This window comes from Flavobacterium fragile (assembly GCF_023634865.1).
GTDB classification, from domain to species: domain Bacteria; phylum Bacteroidota; class Bacteroidia; order Flavobacteriales; family Flavobacteriaceae; genus Flavobacterium; species Flavobacterium fragile.
Window position 1 is genome coordinate 1 of the sequence record NZ_JAMLJN010000010.1, and the last position, 21474, is coordinate 21474.

Below are 21474 nucleotides of genomic sequence, written 5' to 3' on the forward strand. Positions count from 1 at the left end.
ACTACTACGATACAGGAAGAAACACAAGTACAAGTTGGGTTTCCGCAACATCCCATTGATGGGGCTAATAAGAGTCAATTGCTAGCCGCTTTTAGTAAGAATAGCAATATTAAAGAGGTGTATCATTTTGTGATGCTTCGTAACCAGGAGTCGATTTATATATTAGCCTTTGTGTTGGAAAATTATTCTGAAAATGCCCGATTGGCGGTTATGGATTGTGTTAGCGATGGTATGAAAGGGTTTGCTTTAGACTTGCCACTGGAATCGATGTATATTGAAGAGTCGGATAGTTGGTATGAAACGGTTCAGAATTTTGGGGTGTTTTATGGGGGGAGGAGTGAAAAGTAAAAAGTGAATAGTGAATAGTGAATAGTGAATAGGGATGGCTTTACTTCGTAAAGCAACAGCCTACTTTGTAGGAGATTCCTATTTGGCGGAATGACAGGCTTGTACTTTGTAAAGCAACAGCCTACTGCGTAGGAGATTCCTATTCTGGCGGAATGACAGGCTTGTACTTTGTAAGGCAAAAGCCTACTTCGTAGGAGCTTCTTCTTTGGAGGAAAAACCACTTAGCGCTTTGGGCACTTCTCCAAAAGAGGGGAATTTAGGACGTGTGTATATTAATGAAACGCAGTATTTCGCCAACGTTCCCGAAGTGGCTTGGAACTTTTACATAGGTGGCTACCAACCCGCTCAAAAATGGCTTAAAGACCGTAAAGAACGTGAACTAGGTTTTGAAGATATTTTGCATTATCAAAAAATCATCGTTGCTTTAACAGAAACGGATAGAATAATGAAGGAAATAGATAAAATTGAAATTTAATATGCGAATTATCATAGAAAACGAACTTTTAGAGTTACAGTATATTCCAGGCAATGGCGCTTGGACGTACCAATTAATTGTTCCCAATACTAAAGACATTAAAGGTAAATGGGGCGATTTAAAGGTTTCGGGCACTATTGATGGTTATGCTATTCAACATAAGAATTTAGGACCGGTTAAAAATGGAGATAAAAAGCTGGCTGTTAATTCTGAAATACGAAATGCCATTCAAAAAACCGGTGGCGATAAAGTATTGGTTACCTTATTTTTAGAAGACACCCAAAAGACTGACGAGCAAGCCATTTTAGATTGTTTTGCCGAAGCTAATGTTTTGTCTGTTTTTCAAAAACAAGATAAAACCTATCAAAAAGAACTTTTACAAGCCATACAAGATGTAGCCACAGAAGAGCAACAAGTAGCAAAAATTGTGGAAGTAATTACAATTTTGGAGGGTAGGTAATTTTATTTGTTATGAGGCTTTTGCAACACTAAAAGAAGCAAGAGAAATTTCAGATCATGTTCCTATTACAACAGAAATAATAGTAAAATGAATCTCGACTTCGCTGGATTTGACAGGTAGAGGGGTTGTATGCTCGGTGAGTTTCAGGAGAGCGTTGCAGGTAAAGTCAAGTAGTTGAAGCGTTTTAGGTAGATATTTTCAAAATAGAGATTTGACAGGTATTGTGCTTAAGGTAAATTTGATTTTTTTTAATTTTGTTCGTTGAACTGTAGTAGTTTTACATTTGAAGTTAAAACAAAAAAAGCCCTGCAATTGCAGAGCTTTAGTGACATCAAAAAAATCAACCCTAATAGGGTTTTTCCATTTTTTTCCCAACCCCTTTATTTATATTCCCTCTCCGAACTCCCAGAATTCATAGACTATCTCGCAAAAATCAATTACAGCAGAAAACTAAAAATCTTCTTTGAATGAGTTTAGTGTTGTAAGTGATTAAAACCTTTATATATGTTTAATTTGATTTCAATATTTAATCAATTTGTTAAATTTTTACTAATGCATTTTGTATTAAATAATTATAACTACCTTTGTTAACCAAATGGTTAAACTTAACAGTTAGTATGATGTCCACAGAAGAAAAAATATTTGAAGCAGCTTTCAAAGTGTTTCAAAGTAAAGGGTTTACAGGTGCAAGAATGCAAGAAATAGCCGATGAAGCTGGAATAAACAAAGCGATGTTGCATTACTTTTTCAGAAGTAAAGAGAAATTATTCGAAGCTGTTTTCTTGAACGCCTTTGGGAAATTAGCCCCACAAGTCAACGAGATTTTTAATTCGGAAGACCCCTTATTTGAAAAAATAGAAAAGTTTGTTCATAGTTATATCTCTTTTGTGATTGATTATCCTTTTCTACCACAATTTATTATACAGGAAATGAACAACAATCCCGAGTTTGTAGCTAAATTTCTAAAAGATGAAAAACGTCCCAATCCTTCTAAATTATTGAAACAAATTGAAACGGAAATCGGCTTAGGTATTATTAAGCCAATTTCACCTAAACAATTGCTCTTGGATATTTTCGCCATGACTGCTTTTCCTTTTGCCGCACAAAACCTAGTGAAAGGAATTATTAACATTTCTAATGACGAATTCTTTCAATTAATGGAAGAACGAAAAATCCACATCTCGGAACAAATTATCAACGCAATTAAAAAATGATGAAAAAGTTCGTTTACATACTCTTATCCCTTTTTTCAATCCCTTTTTGGGCTCAGGAAAAAATAACGCTTGAAAAATGTTATGAATTAGTTGAAAAGAACTATCCATTGGCAAAACAAAACCAATTGTTACAAAGTCAATCTGAATTGCAAACCAATATTCTGGAAAAAGAAAAACTCCCAAAAATTGCCTTAAGCGCACAAGCTACGTACCAATCGGAAGTAACGCAAGTTCCTTTTTCTATGCCAAATGCCACGATTGAACCTTTGAACAAAGACCAATACAGAGCCACTTTGGATGTAAATCAACTCCTTTACAACGGCGGTGCTATCAAAGCGCAAACCCAACTCAAAGCATCACAAATAAAAACGCAACAAAAACTTGTTGATATCAATTTGTACCAATTAAAAAACTTAGTCAATCAGTATTATTTTGGACTCTTATTGGGTCAAGAAAAAGAAGAATTATTATTGACGAAACGAAAGTTACTTCAAGAAAAAAGTAGAGAAATACAAGTTGCCGTAAAATTTGGAGCGGTTTTACCAGCATCGGAACAAGTGATAGAGGCCGAAATCATCAAAATTAACCAACAATTAAATGATGTGAAATATGACCAACTCAAACTTTGGCAACACTTAGAAGAACTTTCAGGAACTGCATTCAATACGAATGCAAAGTTGGCAGTTCCTGAAAATTTCTCTTCAATTAACGATGTTAACCGCCCAGAATTAGAGCTATTTGAATTACAAAAACAACAAATCGAGGCATCTCAAAAAGTAATCGCTACGTCCAATGCGCCAAAACTAAACGCTTTTTTACAAGGTGGTTACGGAAATCCTGCCTTGAACATGTTAAACAATTCATTTGAAACTTTTTACATGACGGGAATAAAATTAAATTGGACCTTATTTGATTGGAACAAAACAAAAAAAGAAAAAGAAGTACTGGAAATTTCAAAACAAATCGTTGCCTCAGAAAAGGAAACATTCGAAGTAAATCAAAAAAGACAATTACAAGAAATCAATTTTGAAATCGGAAAAATGGAAACCCAACTAAAATCGGATAAAGAAATTATTCAATTACGAGAAAAAATTGTTCGTTCAGCTGAAGCACAAATGAAAAACGGAGTAATCACTTCTTCCGATTATTTAAATGAAGTTACCCAACTTTTCGAATCAAAAATCACCGAAAAAACACATCAGATTCAATTGCAATTAGCCAAAGCGAATCATCAAATAATAAAAGGAATTTAAAGCATACATCATGAAAAAAATAGGAATTCTTCTTACGGCAATTACAATAATAAGTTGTAATAAAAACAACGAAAAAGCCGATGCTTATGGCAATTTTGAAGCCACAGAAATTACAGTTTCTTCTGAATCTAATGGAAAAATAGAGTTTTTAAATGTGGAAGAAGGCGCGCAACTTAAAAAAGGATCGTTAGTAGGTTTGATTGATACACTGCAATTGCATTATAACCGAGAACAACTCAAAGCTTCTATTGAAACAGTTCAATCCAAATCGGCTTCGGTGTTGTCGCAAATAAATGTTTTAAATGAACAATTAAAAACGGCTAAAATTGAGCAAACCCGAATCCAAAACATGTACGCCGAAAATGCCGCTACCAAAAGACAAATTGACGAAATTGACGGAAAAGTAAAAGTCATCGAAAAACAAATCAGCAGTGTACAAACACAAAATACACCAATTTTAAACGAAATAAAATCAATTAAAGTCCAAATTGAAAAATTAGACGACCAAATAAAGAAATCAAAAATCACCAATCCAGTCGATGGAACCGTTTTAACGAAATACGCAGAACCTTCTGAAATCACAGCTTTTGGCAAACCTTTATACAAAATCGCCAATTTAAACGAAATGGAATTACGCGTTTATGTGACCGAAACCCAATTGGCACAAATCAAAATCGGACAAAAAGTTACAGTAGCCATTGATGCGGATAACGATACTAAAAAATACGAAGGCAATATCACTTGGATAAGCGCGCAAGCCGAATTTACTCCAAAAGTTATCCAAACCAAAGAAGAAAGAGCCAATTTGGTGTACGCCGTAAAAGTAGCGGTGAAAAACGACGGAAGTTTAAAAATTGGAATGCCTGCAGAAGTTTGGCTAAAATAATAATAAATCAATACCTCTAAAACCATGAAAAATTCAAATGTAAAAATGCTGCTTTTTAGTACCATTGCAGTGTTAGCCCTTTCTTGTAACTCAGGTTCGAAAGAAACAGAAAAAAACAACGAAACACCAACTGAAACAACAGTTAAAGCGGAACACCATCACGACGAACACGAAGCAATAGTCTTAAACAACGGCGAAAAATGGAAAGTCGATGATAACATGATGGAACACATTCGCAACATGGAAAAAGATGTAACCGCGTTTGCTGGTAATTCAGATAAAAATTATGCGCAATTGGTAACAAATTTAAAAACCAATCTTGATTTACTAACCTCAAACTGTACCATGAAAGGACAAGCGCATGATGAATTACACAAATGGTTAGTACCATACATGGAGTTAGTGGATAATTTAGAAAAAGAAGCTTCAGAAGCTCAATTCAAAGCAATAGAAGATTCTTTTACAACATTTAATCAGTATTTCCAATGAATTTAATCAACTTACATTCAAGTGATAAACCCGTTCAAACACAAGTGTTGTTTGAGCCTACGGAAAATAAAGTTATTGCTTTACAAATTGCTAAAAATGAACAATTGAAAGAGCATGTTACTAAAGTTCCAGCACTATTGGTTTGTATAAATGGAGACGCTACATTCAGTAATGAAAATAGGGAGAAAGTCCATTTAAAATCAGGTGATTTTATCAAAATTCCAGTTGATGTAAAACACTGGGTTGACGCTCACGAACTAAGCAATTTTCTATTAATTAAATAGACGAATCACTTTTTACTTTTCACTTCTAACCATACCCCATGAGTATTTCCGTTAAAAATATTTCTAAAAAATATAAGACCGTTCTTGCACTACAAAACATCACGTTTGAAGTGCAAGAAGGCGAACTTTTTGGTTTGATTGGACCTGATGGTGCGGGAAAGACTACACTATTTCGTTTGTTGACTACATTATTGATTCCAAATGAAGGTAGTGCAACGGTAGCGAATTATGACATAGTAAAACAAGTGAAAGAAATACGAAATTCGGTGGGTTATATGCCAGGGAAATTCTCGTTGTATCAAGATTTAACCATTGCGGAAAACTTAGCTTTTTTTGCTACAATATTCGGAACAACCATTGAAGAAAATTACGATTTGATAGAAGATATTTATGTACAAATCGAGCCATTTAAAAACCGAAGAGCGGGGGCATTATCAGGTGGAATGAAACAAAAGTTAGCCTTGTGTTGCGCACTTATCCATAAACCAAAAGTGTTGTTTTTAGACGAACCCACAACCGGTGTTGACCCTGTTTCTAGAAAAGAATTTTGGGAAATGCTAAAACGCTTGAAACAAAAAGGCATTACCATTTTGGTTTCCACACCCTACATGGATGAAGCCAGTTTGTGCGATCGGATTGCACTTATTCAAAAAGGAAAAATCCTTAAAATCGATTCTCCCGATGCCATTGTGAAAGCGTATGAAAAAACGATCTACGAAGTAGCAACTAATCAAATGCATAATTTGATTTTGGATTTGAAAGAGTTTCCTTCACAGTTCAGCGTGTTTGCTTTTGGCGAATTCATGCATTACATCGACAAAAATGATCCTTTTGATATTGCAGTTTTGCGATCGTATTTGCAAGAAAAGGGACATCAAAACATAAGCATTCATAAAGCAACCCCAACTATTGAGGATGTTTTCATGGATTTATAAAAAGAAAAGCAAATGGAAAGTGTACAAGAGAAAATCATTATCGTAGAAAATTTAACCAAACAATTTGGCGACTTCACTGCCGTAAAAGGCATTAGTTTTCATGTGAATAAAGGTGAAATATTTGGCTTTTTAGGAGCCAACGGTGCCGGAAAAACGACAGCCATGAAAATGTTGATTGGGATTTCCAATCCAACGGATGGCACAGCTAATGTCGCAGGTTTTGATGTGCATACGCAAAGCGAAGAGGTCAAACGAAATATCGGTTACATGAGTCAAAAATTCTCCATGTATGACGATTTAACGGTGAAGGAAAACATTACTTTTTTTGGTGGCATTTACGGTTTATCGCGAAAGCAAATTAAAACAAAAACAGAAGAGCTGATTGCGGAATTGCAATTGGGCAACATAACTAAAACTAAAGTAGGTGATTTACCTTTAGGCTGGAAACAAAAATTAGCCTTTTCAGTAGCCCTATTGCACGAACCTAAAATTGTTTTTCTAGATGAACCCACAGGCGGTGTTGACCCAATAACGCGAAGACAATTCTGGGAATTAATTTATGCTGAATCCAATAAAGGCACCACGATTTTTGTCACCACGCACTACATGGACGAAGCCGAATATTGCAATCGCGTATCAATAATGGTAGACGGTGTCATTGAAGCATTGGACACCCCAAAAAAATTAAAAGAGCAATTTCAGGTCAATTCCATGAACGAAGTCTTTTTGAAACTAGCCCGAAATATCGAGTAATAATAACCTGAAACTTGAAACAAAAAATAAATGAAACGATTCATAGGTTTTATTAAAAAGGAATTTTATCATATTTTTCGTGATAAACGCTCGTTGTTTATTCTTTTTGGCATGCCTGTTGCCCAAATTCTGTTGTTTGGATTCGCTATTACTAATGAAATCAACAATGTGGACATCGCGGTTTTGGATTATGCCAGAGATAACGAATCGCAAAAAATAATAGAAAAGATAAAAGCCTCAACTTACTTTCATGTAGAAAATGAAATTTTAAACGAAAAAGCCATTGAAGAAGAGTTTAAAAAAGGAAAAATAAAAGCCGTTCTGTTGTTTGAAAAAGATTTTGCAAAAAAATTACAAACTGAAAAAAAAGCTACGGTTCAAGTCATTACAGATGCCACCGAACCTAATGTAGCCAGTACCATTGCCAATTATACACAATCGATAATCCAAAATTATCAAAATCAAAAAAATACGGTTCAAAAAAACAATGGAGTTGTCATACAAAGTCGCATGTTGTACAATCCAGAATTAAAAAGTGTCTTCAACTTTGTTCCTGGAGTCATGACTGTAATTTTAATGTTGGTTTCAGCAATGATGACGTCCATTTCCATAACAAGAGAAAAAGAATTGGGTACCATGGAAATCTTGCTGGTTTCACCTTTAAAACCGTTTCAGGTAATTTTAGGTAAGGTGTTTCCTTATGTTTTTCTCTCGATTATCAATGCAATAGTGATTGTTTCCATGGGATATTTCATCTTTGGAATGCCCATTAACGGTAGTGTTTTCTTATTGGCTTTCGAAAGTATTTTGTTCATTATCACGGCACTTTCATTGGGTATTTTAATCTCAACAATTTCTAATACGCAACAAACCGCCATGATGATTTCGTTGATGGGATTGATGCTTCCGGTGATTATTCTTTCAGGGTTTATCTTTCCAATCGCTTCTATGCCGTTGCCTATGCAAGTTATCAGTAACATCATCCCTGCCAAATGGTTTATCATCATTGTAAAATCCATTATGCTGAAAGGCGTAGGCTTAGAATATATTTTCAAAGAAACCTTAATTCTAGTGGGAATGACTTTGCTTTTCATGGGATTGAGCATCAAAAATTACAAAACCCGTTTGGAGTAAATACATCAACCATGAAAATAATTCTATTCATCATACAAAAAGAATTCAAGCAAATTTTTAGAGATAAAAGCATGCTGCGTCTGATTTTTATACTGCCTATTCTCCAACTTTTAATCCTTTCCAATGCGGCTACTTTTGATGTAAAAAATATTCGGGTAACACTTGCTGATTATAGTAATTCTTCATCATCTCGTGCTTTGATAGAAAAATTTAAGGCAAATGCATATTTTTCGCAAGTAGAAAAGGTATCAAATACTAATGAAGGCATCGAACAATTAAACAAAGGAACAACCGATGTCGTCATCGAAATTCCAAACCAGTTTGAAAAACAATTGCAAAATGATAACACCACCCAAATTCAAGTTTTAATCAATGCCATCGACGGAGCTACCGCAGGCGTTCAAAATGTATACATTACCCAAATTGTGCAATTGTTCAATCAAAACATTCAGGTAGAAAACAAACAAGTAATTAATGAGCAAATAATTCCAAACCGTATCGAAACCATTCCTTCGTTTTGGTACAATAGTACACTCAATTACAAAACGTTTATGGTGCCAGGAATTTTAGTGTTACTAGTTACGATGTTAACTTTATTTCTTTCGGCCATGAATATCGTAAGAGAAAAAGAATTGGGAACACTAGAGCAAATCAATGTTACTCCAATTAAAAAACACCAATTCATCATTGGAAAATTATTCCCTTTTTGGATATTAGGATTAATAATCTTAACTGTAGGATTACTTATTTCAAAAATCGTTTTTAATGTCCCAATGTTGGGCAACATCCTGTTAGTGTACTTTTTTACCGCGATTTATCTCTTACTAATTTTAGGCTTCGGCTTATTCATTTCTAATCATACCGAAACCCAACAACAAGCGATGTTTATCGCGTGGTTTTTCATGGTGATTTTTATTTTAATGAGCGGTTTATTCACCCCTATCGAAAGCATGCCAAAATGGGCTCAAAACGTCACATTACTAAATCCGATTCGTTATTTTGTAGAATTCATTCGCATGGTCTTGCTAAAAGGAGCAGGTCTTCAGGAAGTGTTACCAAATTTAGCCATCATAACTTTTTTCGCCTTTGCTATTAACGTATTTGCCGTTTGGAGTTACAAAAAATCAAATTAAAATTGAGTTAAATTGTAAATCGTCAGCAAAAAGTGGACTGATTTAAGTCAAAACTAAGAGAGTGTTTTCAAAATCCTTAAATTTGAATTATTATGAAAACACCCAAGAAAAAAACAGCAGAGAATTTCATCAAAGACATTCGTAGAAACACACGAAGAATCTTTAGTTCTGAACAGAAAATCCAAATTGTTATGGAAGCCTTACGAGCTGAAATGTCAGTTGCAGAATTGTGTCGTAAGTATTCCATCAATGAATCTCAGTTTTACAAATGGAACAAAGAGTTTTTAGAAGCAGACGAGGCTGATGCATGGTTGATAGCTTTTGCAATGACTTATGGTAATCAAATTGTTACACATGAAGTAAGTAAGCCAAATAGTAAAAGTAGAGTTATGGTACCTGATGCAGCAAATCCTTTTAATGTTATTTGTATTAAAACTGTAGATTTGTTTAGAGCGCTTGGAGTTAAAATTTAATAATATCTCAGTTGACTCTAAAGCAAAGTTTTTCTTAGTTTGTCCTTTTACGTTCGTTTAATTAGTAATGAAATGCTATAATGAATTAGGTATAAAAACAAATAAAATAATATGAACCTATTCAACAAACTATTCGGCAAAAAAGAACCCGAGTTTACACCTGATAATTCGGTTTTATTGCAATTGATACAAACGTATCATCAAAATGAAACACCCGAAAACTATAAAAAAGTGATAGAGGAATTGTATGGTCCTCGTGCTTTTTTAGTGGTTCCTACTGATGGCGAACAATCAAAGTCGGATGAATGGAAGACACTTGAAAAGGGGACTTCGATTGCTTTTACAACTGTTTTTGATGTAGAAGGCATGTTGGTTTTTGGTGTGTTTACTTCGGAAACCGCTTTGAGTCAATGGACAGATAGGGAAACGGCTTTTGTGGCTATGCCTGCTCGTGCTGTGTTGGATTTGGCTGAAACGCATAGCTTTGGTCGTGTTGTAATTGATAGTGATCAAGAGACTATGTTTGTGTTGGAACGCAACAGAGAAAATATTTCGACTACTACGATACAGGAAGAAACACAAGTACAAGTTGGGTTTCCGCAACATCCCATTGATGGGGCTAATAAGAGTCAATTGCTAGCCGCTTTTAGTAAGAATAGCAATATTAAAGAGGTGTATCATTTTGTGATGCTTCGTAACCAGGAGTCGATTTATATATTAGCCTTTGTGTTGGAAAATTATTCTGAAAATGCCCGATTGGCGGTTATGGATTGTGTTAGCGATGGTATGAAAGGGTTTGCTTTAGACTTGCCACTGGAATCGATGTATATTGAAGAGTCGGATAGTTGGTATGAAACGGTTCAGAATTTTGGGGTGTTTTATGGGGGGAGGAGTGAAAAGTAAAAAGTGAATAGTGAATAGTGAATAGGGATGGCTTTACTTCGTAAAGCAACAGCCTACTTTGTAGGAGATTCCTAATCTGCGGAATGACAAGGGCAAGGGCAAGTTCAAGGGCAAGTTGGTTTCGCTTTGCTCAATGGGATGCCTACTTCGTAGGAGCTTCTTCTTTGGAGGAAAAACCACTTAGCGCTTTGGGCACTTCTCCAAAAGAGGGGAATTTAGGACGTGTGTGTATTAATGAAACACAGTATTTCGCCAACGTTCCCGAAGTCGCTAGGAACTTTTACATTGGCGGCTACCAACCCGCTCAAAAATGGCTTAAAGACCGTAAAGAACTTGAACTAGGTTTTGAAGATATTTTGCATTATCAAAAAATCATCGTTGCTTTAACAGAAACGGATAGAATAATGAAGGAAATAGATAAAATTGAAATTTAATATGCGAATGATCATAGAAAACGAACTTTTAGAATTGCAGTGTATTCCAGGCAATGGCGCTTGGACGTACCAATTAATTATTCCCAATACTAAAGACATTAAAGGTAAATGGGGCGATTTAAAAGTTTCGGGCACTATTGATGGTTATGCTATTCAACATAAGAATTTAGGACCGGTTAAAAATGGAGATAAAAAGCTGGATGTTAATTCTGAAATACGAAATGCCATTCAAAAAACAGGTGGCGATAAAGTATTGGTTACCTTATTTTTAGAAGACACCCAAAAGACTAACGAGCAAGCCATTTTAGATTGTTTTGCCGAAGCTAATGTTTTGTCTGTTTTTCAAAAACAAGATATAACCTATCAAAAAGAACTTTTACAAGCCATACAAGATGTAGCCACAGAAGAGCAACAAGTGGCAAAAATTGTGGAAGTAATTACAATTTTGGAGGGTAAGTAATTTTATTTGTTATGAAGCTTTTGCAACACTAAAAGAAGCAAGAGAAATTTCAGATCATATTCCAATTACAACAGAAATAGTAGTAAAATGAATCTCGACTTCGCTCGATTTGACAGGTAGAGGAGTTGTATGCTCGGTGAGTTATAGTAGAGGAGTTGTATGTTCGGTGAGTTTTAGGTAAAGTTTTGTATTTTGACTGATGTAGGTATTGGGAGTAGGTTTAATCTTTCGAGTTTTTTTTGAATTTACTAATTGAACTCTATTAGTTTTATAATCCTATTCAAAATAAAAAAGCCCTGCAATTGCAGAGCTTTTGTGACGTCGACAGGATTCAAACCTGTAACCTTCTGAGCCGTAATCAGATGCGCTATTCAGTTGCGCCACGACGCCGATTTTGTGAGTGCAAATATAGATATATTTGTGTAAATTGCAAACCCTAACAAGAAAAAAAGTAAATAAAAATGAACTTACAAGACTATATCCGTGATATTCAAGATTTTCCAAAACCAGGAATTGGTTTTAAAGATATAACACCGTTGTTAATTTCACCTGAAGCAACTACTTTTTGCCTAGAAACATTAGTGAATTCATTAAAAAATCAAAAAATTGATAAGGTAATAGGAGTAGAGAGTCGTGGTTTTTTCTTTGGAATCTTATTGGCACAAAAATTAAATGCCGGATTTATTCCGGTTCGTAAACCTAAAAAACTGCCTTTTACTACGATTAGTGCTTCTTATGAATTGGAATATGGAACTGATACTTTAGAAATGCATGTAGATGCAATTCAACCCGGAGATAAGATTTTAATTCACGATGATGTTTTGGCAACTGGAGGCACTGCAAAAGCGGTTTGTGAATTAGTAGAGCAATTAGGTGGCGAAATTGTGCAAATGAATTTCTTAATGGAATTATCGTTTTTGAACGGAAGAGAAAAGTTAAGAGATAAGGAAATTTTTGCAGCCTTAACGTATTAAAATAAAAAACCATTCGCTTTAGCGAATGGTTTTTTTAAACAAACTAAACCAATTAATTGCTGTATTAGAAAGCGTATTTGTTTTCGCTAATAATTTTTGCAGCAATTTTTTCACGAAGTGCTACCACATTTGGCATGTTCGTATATTTTGTAAAACGTTTTAATCCCATTAGCATCATACGTTGTTCGTCGCCTTCTGAGAATGAAACGATTCCTTCTTTTCCTTTTTGGTTCACAATATCTACTGCATGATATAAGTATAATTTTGCCATTGCAATTTGCTCTTGCGCTTTATCTTCACCCACTTTTTTAGCTAATTTCTCCGTTCTAAGAATAGTACTTTCAGCCATGTAGATTTCGATTAAGATATCAGCAGCCGCCATTAATAATTGTTGGTGTGATTCTAACTCTGGTCCGTATTTTTGTACTGCAGCACCTGCAACCATTAAGAATACTTTTTTCAATTTCGCAATCATTTCCTTTTCTTCAGCAAATAATTCTGAATAATCTGGAACATCGAATGATGGAATTCCCATTAACTCTTCAGCTACAGCCATCGCTGGACCTAATAAATCAACGTGACCTTTCATTGCTTTTTTCACTAACATACCAACGGATAACATTCTGTTGATTTCGTTAGTTCCTTCGTAAATTCTGGCAATACGAGCATCTCTCCAAGCACTTTCCATTGGAGCGTCTTCTGAGAATCCCATTCCACCAAAAATTTGAATTCCTTCATCTGTACATGCTTGAACATCTTCAGAAACGGCTACTTTTAAGATAGAACATTCGATAGCGAATTCTTCAACACCTTTTAATTCAGCTTCTTGGTGCGAATTTCCTTCACTAACTCTAATGTTGATTCTGTTTTCAATATCTGCAGCAGCTCTATACGTAGCACTTTCACCAGCATATGCGTTAGTTGCCATTTCAGCAATTTTAGCTTGAATTGCTCCAAAACTTGAAATTGGTGTTTTAAACTGAACTCTTTCATTAGCATACTGAACAGCTCCAGAAATTGTTCTTCTTTGTGCTTCTAAACAAGCAGCAGCTAATTTTATACGTCCAACATTCAAAGCATTCATTGCAATTTTGAATCCTTCTCCACGACCTGCTAACATATTCTCAACAGGAACTTTAGTTTCGTTAAAGAAAACCTGACGAGTAGAAGAAGAGCGAATACCTAATTTGTGTTCTTCATCTCCTAACGAAATTCCGTTTGATGGATCATTCTCAACGATAAAACCTGTGATATTTTTATCATCTTCGATTCTAGCAAAAACGATGAATACATTACAGAATCCAGCATTAGAAATCCACATTTTTCCACCTGTAATTTTATAGTGTGTTCCGTCTTCAGAAAGAACCGCTTTTGTTTTTCCTGAATTTGCATCAGATCCTGCTCCTGGTTCTGTTAAACAGTAAGCTCCAAACCATTCGCCAGAGGCTAATTTTGGTACATATTTTTGTTTTTGTTCTTCTGTTCCATACAAGGTAATTGGCATGGTTCCAATTCCAGTGTGCGCTCCAAAAGCAGTTGAAAACGAACCCGTTGCTCCCGAAATATAGTCACAAACTAAAACTGTGTTTACGAATCCCATTTCCATACCACCGTAAGCAGCAGGAACGGCAACGCTTAAATAACCAAGTTCACCCGCTTTACGCATTACTTCTTCGGTAAGGGCGTAATCTTTCTTTTCGAAACGTTCTTTGTTTGGCCATAATTCTTTATCTACGAATTCGATTACCGAATCACGCATCATAATTTGTTCTTCATTGAAGTCTTCTGGTGTGAAGATGTCTTCGCATTTTGTTTCTTTTACAAGGAATTGTCCTCCTCTGATGATATCTGACATAACTTATTAAGTTTTATAGTTTTATTTTAAAAATTCAAAAATTCCAGCTGCCCCTTGACCTGTTCCAACACACATTGAAACGATTCCGTATTTACTGTTTCTCAGGCGCATTTCGTCAAACAATTGAACTGATAGTTTAGCACCAGTACAACCTAGCGGGTGGCCTAAAGCGATAGCGCCACCGTTCACGTTTACGATTTCAGGATTTAAACCTAATTCTCTCACAACTGCTAAAGATTGTGCAGCGAAAGCTTCGTTTAACTCAATTAAATCGATTTGGTCTTGTTTTAATCCTGCTTGTTTTAATGCTTTTGGAATCGCGGTAACTGGACCAATTCCCATGATTCTTGGTTCTACTCCTGAAGGAGCGTAGCTTACCATTCTTGCAATTGGTTCCAAATTTAATTCTTTCACCATTTCTTCGCTCATGATTAATACGAAAGCAGCACCATCACTCATTTGAGAAGAGTTTCCAGCAGTAACCGAACCATCAGCAGCGAATACAGGACGTAATCCAGCTAAAGCTTCTACTGAAGTTCCAGCTCTTGGACCTTCGTCTTTATTTACAATGTAAGATTTGGTTTCTTTTTTACCATTTTCATTGATAAACGTTTGTTCTACTGTAATAGGAACAATTTGTTTATCGAATTTACCTTCTGCTTGTGCTTTTAAGGCTTTCATATGTGAATGGTAAGCAAATTCATCTTGATCTTCACGCGAAACGTTGAATTGTTTTGCAACTGCTTCAGCCGTTAATCCCATTCCCCAGTAATAATCTTCGTGACCTGCAGCGGCAACTTTGTAATCTGGTGTTGGTTTGTAACCTCCCATTGGAATGTAACTCATGCTTTCTGCACCACCAGCGATAATACAATCTGCCATTCCTGATTGAATTTTAGCTGTTGCCATTGCGATAGTTTCTACTCCAGAAGCACAATATCTATTTACTGTAACTCCAGGAACATCTGTAATTTTTAATCCCATTAATGAAATTAAACGCCCAACGTTCAAACCTTGTTCGGCTTCTGGCATGGCATTTCCTACCATCACGTCATCAATACGTGTTTTGTCGAAATCAGGCAATTCTTTCATCATGTGTTCGATGGTTTCTGCTGCTAATTCGTCAGGTCTTTTGAATCGGAATAAGCCTTTTGGAGCTTTTCCAACTGCTGTTCTATATCCTTTTACTATATATGCTGTTCTCATTTCTTAGTTTCTTAACGGTTTCCCTTTGGTTAACATGTACTGAATTCTTTCTAAAGATTTTCTTTCTCCAGTTAATGATAAAAATGCTTCTCTTTCTAAATCCAATAAATATTGTTCAGAAACTAAAGTTGCTTCTGATAAATCACCACCAGCCATAACGTAAGCTAGTTTGTTTGCAATTTTTTTATCGTGTTCAGAAATGTATTTACCAGCTTCCATTTGGTCAGTTCCTACTAAGAACATACCTAAAGCTTGTTTCCCTAGTACTTTGATATCTTTTCTTCTTACAGGTTGCGTGTAACCTTGTTCCGCCATTTGTGAAGCTACTTGTTTGGCTGTAGCGATTTGACGGTCTTTGTTTACCACAACGATATCTCTTCCTTTTTGTAAAACGCCAGTATCAAAACCTTCATAAGCCGAAGTAGCTACTTTTGCCATACCTATAGTTAAGAAATATTCTTGAAGTACATTTAATTCTACGTCGTTTTTGCGGAATAAATCAGAAGCTCTTAACGCCATCTCTTTTGAACCACCACCGCCAGGAATTACACCAACACCAAATTCTACTAATCCGATATAAGTTTCTGCAGCAGCAACCGCTCTATCAGAATGCATTACTAATTCGCAACCACCACCTAATGTCATTCCGTGAGGAGCCGCGATAACTGGAATTGCAGAATAACGACAACGCATCATTGTGTCTTGGAACATTTTGATAGCCATGTTTAATTCGTCATATTCTTGCTCAACAGCCATCATGAAAATCATTCCTAAGTTAGCTCCAACAGAGAAATTTGCACCTTGATTTCCAATCACTAAACCATTATAATCTTTTTCAGCAATGTCAATCGCTTTGTTAATTCCTTGTAAAACACCAGCTCCAATAGAATTCATTTTAGATGTAAATTCTAAATTGATGATTCCATCACCTAAATCGGTAATAATCGCATCGCTGTTGTTCCATATTTTTTTGCTTTCGCGAATGTTATTTAAGATAATGAAAGCATCCTGACCTGGAACTTTCTCTACTTTTTTGTTTGTGATAGAGTAGAAGTGTGTTGCTCCATCTTTTACTGAATAGAAAGAAGTAACTCCAGAAGCTACCATATCAGTTACCCAAGAAGCAGGTTGGTAACCTTCCGCTTTCATTAATTCGATTCCTTTTTCAACTCCGATAGCATCCCAAATTTCGAATGGACCATTTTCCCAACCGAATCCAGCTTTCATAGCATCATCGATTTTGTAGAACGCATCTGTGATTTCAGGAATTCTGTTAGAACAATATTGGAACATTGAAGCGAAGTTTTTTCTGTAAAATTCTCCAGCTTTGTCTTTTCCAGTAACTAAAACTTTGAATCTATCGATTGGTTTTTCAATCGTTTTGGTTAATTCTAAAGTTGCGAAAGATGCTTTTTTATTTGGTCTGTAAGTTAAAGTATCTAAATCTAAAGTCAGAATGTCTTTTCCTTCTTTTTTGTAGAAACCTTGTCCTGTTTTGCTTCCTAACCATTTGTTTTCCATCATTTTGTTAACAAATTCTGGAAGTTTGAATAATTCATGCGCTTCGTCGTTTGGACAATTTTCATAAATTCCGTTCGCAACGTGAACTAAAGTATCCAAACCTACAACATCAACCGTTCTAAAAGTAGCTGATTTTGGACGACCAATAACTGGTCCCGTTAATTTATCTACTTCTTCAACGGTTAATCCCATTTCTTTTACTTGGTGGAATAAACTTTGAATTCCGAAGATTCCAATTCTATTTCCAATAAAAGCCGGAGTATCTTTAGCAACCACTGAAGTTTTTCCTAAGAATTTTTCACCATATCCATTTAAGAAATCTAATACTTCTTGCGATGTTTTTGGACCAGGAATAATTTCAAATAATTTTAAGTAACGCGCAGGGTTAAAGAAGTGTGTTCCACAGAAATGCTGTTGGAAATCTTCGCTTCTTCCTTCGCTCATAAATTGAATTGGAATACCAGACGTATTCGAAGTTACTAAAGTTCCTGGTTTTCTATATTTATCAACTTGTTCAAAAACAATTTTCTTGATGTCTAATCTTTCCACAACTACTTCGATAATCCAATCAGCAGTTGCAATTTTCGACATATCATCTGTAGTATTACCTGTAGTAATTCTTGAAGCAAAACTTGGATGATAAATAGGAGAAGGCTTCGATTTTAATGCATTAGCTAAATGATCATTTACTAATCGGTTTCTAACAGCTTTACTTTCAAGAGTTAGACCTTTTTTCTGTTCGGCTTCGGTAAGTTCGTTTGGTGCGATGTCTAATAATAAGACTTCGACACCAATATTAGCAAAATGGCAAGCAATACCACTTCCCATAATTCCGGAACCAATAACAGCAACTTTTTTAATATTACGTTTCATGTGTATAGGTTTGTTGTTTTATTTGTCGTTATATATTTTTTTATCGGTAATCAATTCGTTTATGATTTCGGCAACTTCCATAAAGTGTTGCAATTTTTCTTCACTTATATGTTGCTTTACAGTTTCATTAAAACGAAGTACAGTTTCTTTTGAAAGTTCTCTTTTCTCTTTACCATCTTTGGTTAATAGAATAATTACCCCTCTACCATCAGTTGGGTTTTTTTTACGAGTAATTAAACCTCTTTCTTCCATTGATTTTAATGTACGAGTTAAACTAGTAGCTTCCATACCCATCTTTGGTCCTAAAGTAGTAGAGGGAGAACCTTTTTCTCTGTCAATACTTAATAAAGCAAAACCGGTAGCCATAGTTGCTCCATATTTAGCTGCTTCTTCATTATACATTCTCGCTACTGCTTGCCATGTGGTCCTTAAGGCGTAATCAATTGTTTTATCTTTCATTTAGTTGTAATCAAATCTTTTTCAAATATAAAAAAAAATACTATGCATGCATAGTATTTTTAACATTTTTGGGAAAATTTAACATTAAATTAAAATAAGACCCACTATAAGTGGGTCTTGGAAGTTTTATCCGTAAATTTTTTGATATAAGTCGTTATATTTTTCTTTAATAATTTTACGTCTTAATTTCATGGTTGGAGTGAGGTGACCAGCATCGATAGACCAAATATCGGGAGTAAGTTCAAATTTTTTAACTCTTTCCCAATTCCCGAATTTTTCATTACATAGATCTATCTCTTCTTGAATTCTGTCTATTACCATTTTGCTAGCACATAGTTCTTCATTAGAAGAAAAAGTTGTATTGTTATGTCGGTGTGCCCATTCTGTAACAAATTCAAAATTTGGTTGTATAAAAGCAGCCGGCATTTTTTCTCCTTCACCAATAACCATAATTTGCTCTATGAAACGAGATTGTTTGAAAGCATTTTCTAAAATCTGAGGAGCTACATATTTTCCACCAGAAGTTTTGAACATTTCTTTTTTACGATCGGTAATTTTTAGGAAACCATCAGAATCGATTTCACCAATATCACCCGTATGGAAATAACCATCTTTTAAAACATCTGCAGTTTGAGTTTCGTCTTTGTAATACCCCATCATTACATTTGGACCTTTACATAAGATTTCGCCATCTTCTGCAATTTTAACTTCAACTCCATTTAAAATTTTTCCAACGGTTCCTACTCTGAACCCACCATTTCTCATGTCGTTTACTGAGATTACAGGAGAAGTTTCAGTTAAACCATAACCTTCCATAACTGGAATATTAGCCGCACAGAATACTTTGGTGAGTCTTGTTTGTAAAGCAGCACTTCCCGAAACTAGTAATTCTAATTCGCCACCTAAACCTTCTTGCCATTTCGAGAAAATTAATTTACGCGCAATTTTTAATTTGAATTCGTAGAATGCACCGTTTTGTTTATAAGGTTTGTATTCCATTCCTAAATCTAAAGCCCAGAAGAAAAGGGCTTTTTTGATGCCTGTTAAATCAGCTCCTTTTGCGTAGATTTTGTCATATACTTTTTCTAATAAACGTGGGACAACCGACATTACATGTGGTTTTACTTCTTTTAAGTTGTCTGAAATTTTTTCAATACTTTCAGCGAAGTAAATCGATATACCATAATATTGGTACAAATACGTCAACATTCTTTCAAAGATGTGACAAATAGGTAGGAAGCTTAACGCTCTTGTGTCCCCAGCTCTTAAAGGAACTCTTGGAGCACTCATTAAAACATCGGAAACAATATTTTGGTGTGATAACATAACACCTTTTGGTCTTCCTGTTGTTCCAGAAGTATAGATAATCGTTGCTAAATCAGTTGTAGCAACATTATTTTTTCTATCTTCAACAACATCTTGATTATCGGTATTTGCTCCTAATTCCAATATTTCTCTCCAACTTTTGCATCCTGCAATATCATTGTAAGAGAAAACATCTTTTAGTAAAGGAACATTAGCTTTAATACTTTGTAATTTTTCATAAACTTCAATATCAGATACAAAAACATATTGCGATTCTGAGTGATTTAAAATATATTCATAATCTTCTGCAGAAATTGTAGGATACATTGGAACAGTTTGCGCTCCTGTCTGTAATACACCAACATCTGTTATATGCCATTCTGTTCTATTGTTAGACGAAATGATAGCTATTTTATCATTTCTATTTACTCCTAATCGAAGTAATCCTCTTGAAATAGCGTTGGCTTTGTCTAAATATTCCTGAGTAGATGTTTTAATCCACTGTCCGTCATATTTTGTAACTAAAGCATCCTTTAAATTATACTTTTCTAATTGGTGGTAAGGAAAGTCAAATAAGCGTGTTATATTCTTCATAATTCGCAATTATTATTTTATGCAAATTATAAAAATAAAGTTAATTAAACAATTTTTTAAATAATTGATAATCTATTAGTTAGTATTTTAATAAAAATAAAATACTATGCTTGCCTACTAATTTTAATAAAATTATGAAAATGTTATGAAAATTATTGAAATTATAGCAAGTAAAATTCCTAAATAGTTCCATTTAGTCATTTTTTCTTTAAAAAGTAGGATTCCTGCTAAACTTCCTAAAATAATTACGCCCATATTCATTCCGGTAAATACTGTTGACGGATTTTCGGATAAAGCTTTGTGTGCTTTTAAATAGAAGAGTATGTTTCCGAAATTTAAAATCCCTAAAGCCAATCCCCAAAGTATATTTTTAAATTCTAATTTTTCTTTTTGAACCAGAATTTTTCCAATTAGGAATAAAATCGAAATTATAAATGCACCGCAAAAAATGATGAATAGGGAAGTTGTGAAACTAAAATCACTAAAAACGGCAACTTTCTTAAATAGAATGTCAATAATTCCAAATCCCAATAAAACCAATATTGGATAAACCCAATTATCTGATTTACTTTCTGATTTTTTATTTAAGGTGAAGAATATGGCAGAAAATCCAACTATAAAACCAATAATTTTCAATTGACTAAACGTTTCATTAAATAAAAAGTAAGAAGCGGTTAACGGAATAAATAATGATAATCTTTGGGCAATATCTGTTTTTACGATTCCAACTTCTTTTATTGATTTGGCTTGAATTAAAAATACAATTGGCAATAAAATAGCTAATCCAATAAAAAGTGAATATGGAATCGTTTTTTCTTGGAAAGTTAATTCAGGGTGGTAAGTAAAATAGGTAAGGAGTAAAGCCGAAAAATAATTAAACGTAATGATTTGAAATATATTCAATTGAAATCGTTTGGCTATTTTTAAAAATATCCCAACACTTACACTACAAATTACGCTTAAAATGACAAACCACATTGTTATTTAATTTTACACAATAGTACAAAAAAAGCATCTTAATTAAAAGATGCTTTTTTATAAAAGTTTGGATAA

At 34.6% G+C, this 21474-nt stretch carries 23 protein-coding genes and 1 tRNA gene; 17 read left to right on the plus strand and 7 right to left on the minus strand.

The features are described 5' to 3' along the window. From NAT47_RS10785 to NAT47_RS10860, 16 genes are all read left to right on the plus strand, one after another. A partial coding sequence (locus tag NAT47_RS10785; RefSeq protein WP_250582648.1) for a hypothetical protein occupies positions 1 to 348 on the plus strand: 348 nt, incomplete at its 5' end. Between the two features lie 205 nt (positions 349 to 553). Further along, the gene (locus tag NAT47_RS10790; protein WP_250582650.1) at positions 554 to 823 is read left to right on the plus strand and encodes a type ISP restriction/modification enzyme; all 270 of its coding nucleotides are present in this window, start codon (positions 554 to 556) and stop codon (positions 821 to 823) included. Between the two features lies 1 nt (position 824). Beyond that, positions 825 to 1283, plus strand: a complete 459-nt coding sequence (locus tag NAT47_RS10795; RefSeq protein ID WP_026726834.1) for a DUF1905 domain-containing protein — start codon at positions 825 to 827, stop codon at positions 1281 to 1283. 620 nt (positions 1284 to 1903) lie between these two features. Next, entirely contained in the window at positions 1904 to 2497 is a 594-nt protein-coding gene (locus NAT47_RS10800) for a TetR/AcrR family transcriptional regulator (protein ID WP_250582651.1), read from the plus strand. Further along, a complete protein-coding gene (locus tag NAT47_RS10805) occupies positions 2497 to 3750 on the plus strand; it encodes a TolC family protein (RefSeq protein ID WP_250582653.1) in 1254 nt (417 codons plus the stop codon). Before NAT47_RS10800 ends, NAT47_RS10805 begins: the two co-directional genes overlap by 1 nt. A gap of 10 nt (positions 3751 to 3760) precedes the next feature. Continuing rightward, positions 3761 to 4636 carry an HlyD family secretion protein gene (locus tag NAT47_RS10810; RefSeq protein ID WP_250582655.1) on the plus strand — a complete coding sequence of 292 codons (876 nt, stop codon included), beginning with the start codon at positions 3761 to 3763 and terminating at the stop codon, positions 4634 to 4636. 24 nt (positions 4637 to 4660) lie between these two features. Continuing rightward, positions 4661 to 5125, plus strand: a complete 465-nt coding sequence (locus NAT47_RS10815) for a hypothetical protein (RefSeq protein WP_250582657.1) — start codon at positions 4661 to 4663, stop codon at positions 5123 to 5125. Beyond that, the gene (locus NAT47_RS10820; protein ID WP_026726759.1) at positions 5122 to 5409 is read left to right on the plus strand and encodes a cupin domain-containing protein; all 288 of its coding nucleotides are present in this window, start codon (positions 5122 to 5124) and stop codon (positions 5407 to 5409) included. Before NAT47_RS10815 ends, NAT47_RS10820 begins: the two co-directional genes overlap by 4 nt. Before the next feature lie 38 nt (positions 5410 to 5447). Beyond that, entirely contained in the window at positions 5448 to 6344 is an 897-nt protein-coding gene (locus NAT47_RS10825) for an ABC transporter ATP-binding protein (protein ID WP_250582659.1), read from the plus strand. A 12-nt stretch (positions 6345 to 6356) separates the two neighbouring features. Continuing rightward, the gene (locus NAT47_RS10830) at positions 6357 to 7097 is read left to right on the plus strand and encodes an ABC transporter ATP-binding protein (RefSeq protein ID WP_026726757.1); all 741 of its coding nucleotides are present in this window, start codon (positions 6357 to 6359) and stop codon (positions 7095 to 7097) included. 30 nt (positions 7098 to 7127) lie between these two features. Next, positions 7128 to 8231, plus strand: a complete 1104-nt coding sequence (locus tag NAT47_RS10835; RefSeq protein WP_250582661.1) for an ABC transporter permease — start codon at positions 7128 to 7130, stop codon at positions 8229 to 8231. Positions 8232 to 8242: 11 nt separating this feature from the next. Next, on the plus strand, positions 8243 to 9364 hold the full coding sequence (locus NAT47_RS10840; protein ID WP_250582662.1) for an ABC transporter permease: 1122 nt from the start codon (positions 8243 to 8245) through the stop codon (positions 9362 to 9364). Positions 9365 to 9456: 92 nt separating this feature from the next. Further along, entirely contained in the window at positions 9457 to 9837 is a 381-nt protein-coding gene (locus NAT47_RS10845) for a DUF4411 family protein (protein WP_250582664.1), read from the plus strand. Positions 9838 to 9948: 111 nt separating this feature from the next. Continuing rightward, the gene (locus NAT47_RS10850; RefSeq protein ID WP_250582666.1) at positions 9949 to 10740 is read left to right on the plus strand and encodes an SseB family protein; all 792 of its coding nucleotides are present in this window, start codon (positions 9949 to 9951) and stop codon (positions 10738 to 10740) included. An 83-nt stretch (positions 10741 to 10823) separates the two neighbouring features. After that, positions 10824 to 11174: a type ISP restriction/modification enzyme gene (locus tag NAT47_RS10855; RefSeq protein WP_250582668.1), complete on the plus strand. Its 351-nt coding sequence runs from the start codon at positions 10824 to 10826 to the stop codon at positions 11172 to 11174. Between the two features lie 7 nt (positions 11175 to 11181). Beyond that, positions 11182 to 11634, plus strand: coding sequence for a DUF1905 domain-containing protein (locus NAT47_RS10860; RefSeq protein ID WP_250582670.1), 453 nt, complete (start codon positions 11182 to 11184; stop codon positions 11632 to 11634). A 316-nt stretch (positions 11635 to 11950) separates the two neighbouring features. Here the strand turns inward: NAT47_RS10860 and NAT47_RS10865 are convergent. Next, positions 11951 to 12024, minus strand: a tRNA-Arg gene (locus NAT47_RS10865). 71 nt (positions 12025 to 12095) lie between these two features. Between NAT47_RS10865 and NAT47_RS10870 the strand changes: the two genes are divergently transcribed. Then, the gene (locus tag NAT47_RS10870) at positions 12096 to 12608 is read left to right on the plus strand and encodes an adenine phosphoribosyltransferase (RefSeq protein ID WP_250582672.1); all 513 of its coding nucleotides are present in this window, start codon (positions 12096 to 12098) and stop codon (positions 12606 to 12608) included. A 64-nt stretch (positions 12609 to 12672) separates the two neighbouring features. Here NAT47_RS10870 and NAT47_RS10875 read toward each other — a convergent pair whose 3' ends face one another. The 6 genes from NAT47_RS10875 to NAT47_RS10900 form a co-directional block, all read right to left on the minus strand. Then, positions 12673 to 14463: an acyl-CoA dehydrogenase family protein gene (locus NAT47_RS10875; RefSeq protein ID WP_250582674.1), complete on the minus strand. Its 1791-nt coding sequence runs from the start codon at positions 14461 to 14463 to the stop codon at positions 12673 to 12675. 21 nt (positions 14464 to 14484) lie between these two features. After that, complete coding sequence (locus NAT47_RS10880) at positions 14485 to 15669, minus strand: acetyl-CoA C-acyltransferase (RefSeq protein WP_250582676.1); 1185 nt, start codon at positions 15667 to 15669, stop codon at positions 14485 to 14487. A gap of 3 nt (positions 15670 to 15672) precedes the next feature. After that, positions 15673 to 18063 carry a 3-hydroxyacyl-CoA dehydrogenase/enoyl-CoA hydratase family protein gene (locus tag NAT47_RS10885; RefSeq protein ID WP_250582678.1) on the minus strand — a complete coding sequence of 797 codons (2391 nt, stop codon included), beginning with the start codon at positions 18061 to 18063 and terminating at the stop codon, positions 15673 to 15675. An 18-nt stretch (positions 18064 to 18081) separates the two neighbouring features. Continuing rightward, positions 18082 to 18522: a MarR family winged helix-turn-helix transcriptional regulator gene (locus tag NAT47_RS10890; RefSeq protein WP_250582680.1), complete on the minus strand. Its 441-nt coding sequence runs from the start codon at positions 18520 to 18522 to the stop codon at positions 18082 to 18084. Between the two features lie 126 nt (positions 18523 to 18648). Continuing rightward, on the minus strand, positions 18649 to 20421 hold the full coding sequence (locus NAT47_RS10895) for an AMP-dependent synthetase/ligase (protein WP_250582682.1): 1773 nt from the start codon (positions 20419 to 20421) through the stop codon (positions 18649 to 18651). A gap of 132 nt (positions 20422 to 20553) precedes the next feature. Continuing rightward, positions 20554 to 21399, minus strand: a complete 846-nt coding sequence (locus tag NAT47_RS10900) for a DMT family transporter (RefSeq protein ID WP_250582684.1) — start codon at positions 21397 to 21399, stop codon at positions 20554 to 20556. Positions 21400 to 21474: the final 75 nt, after the last annotated feature.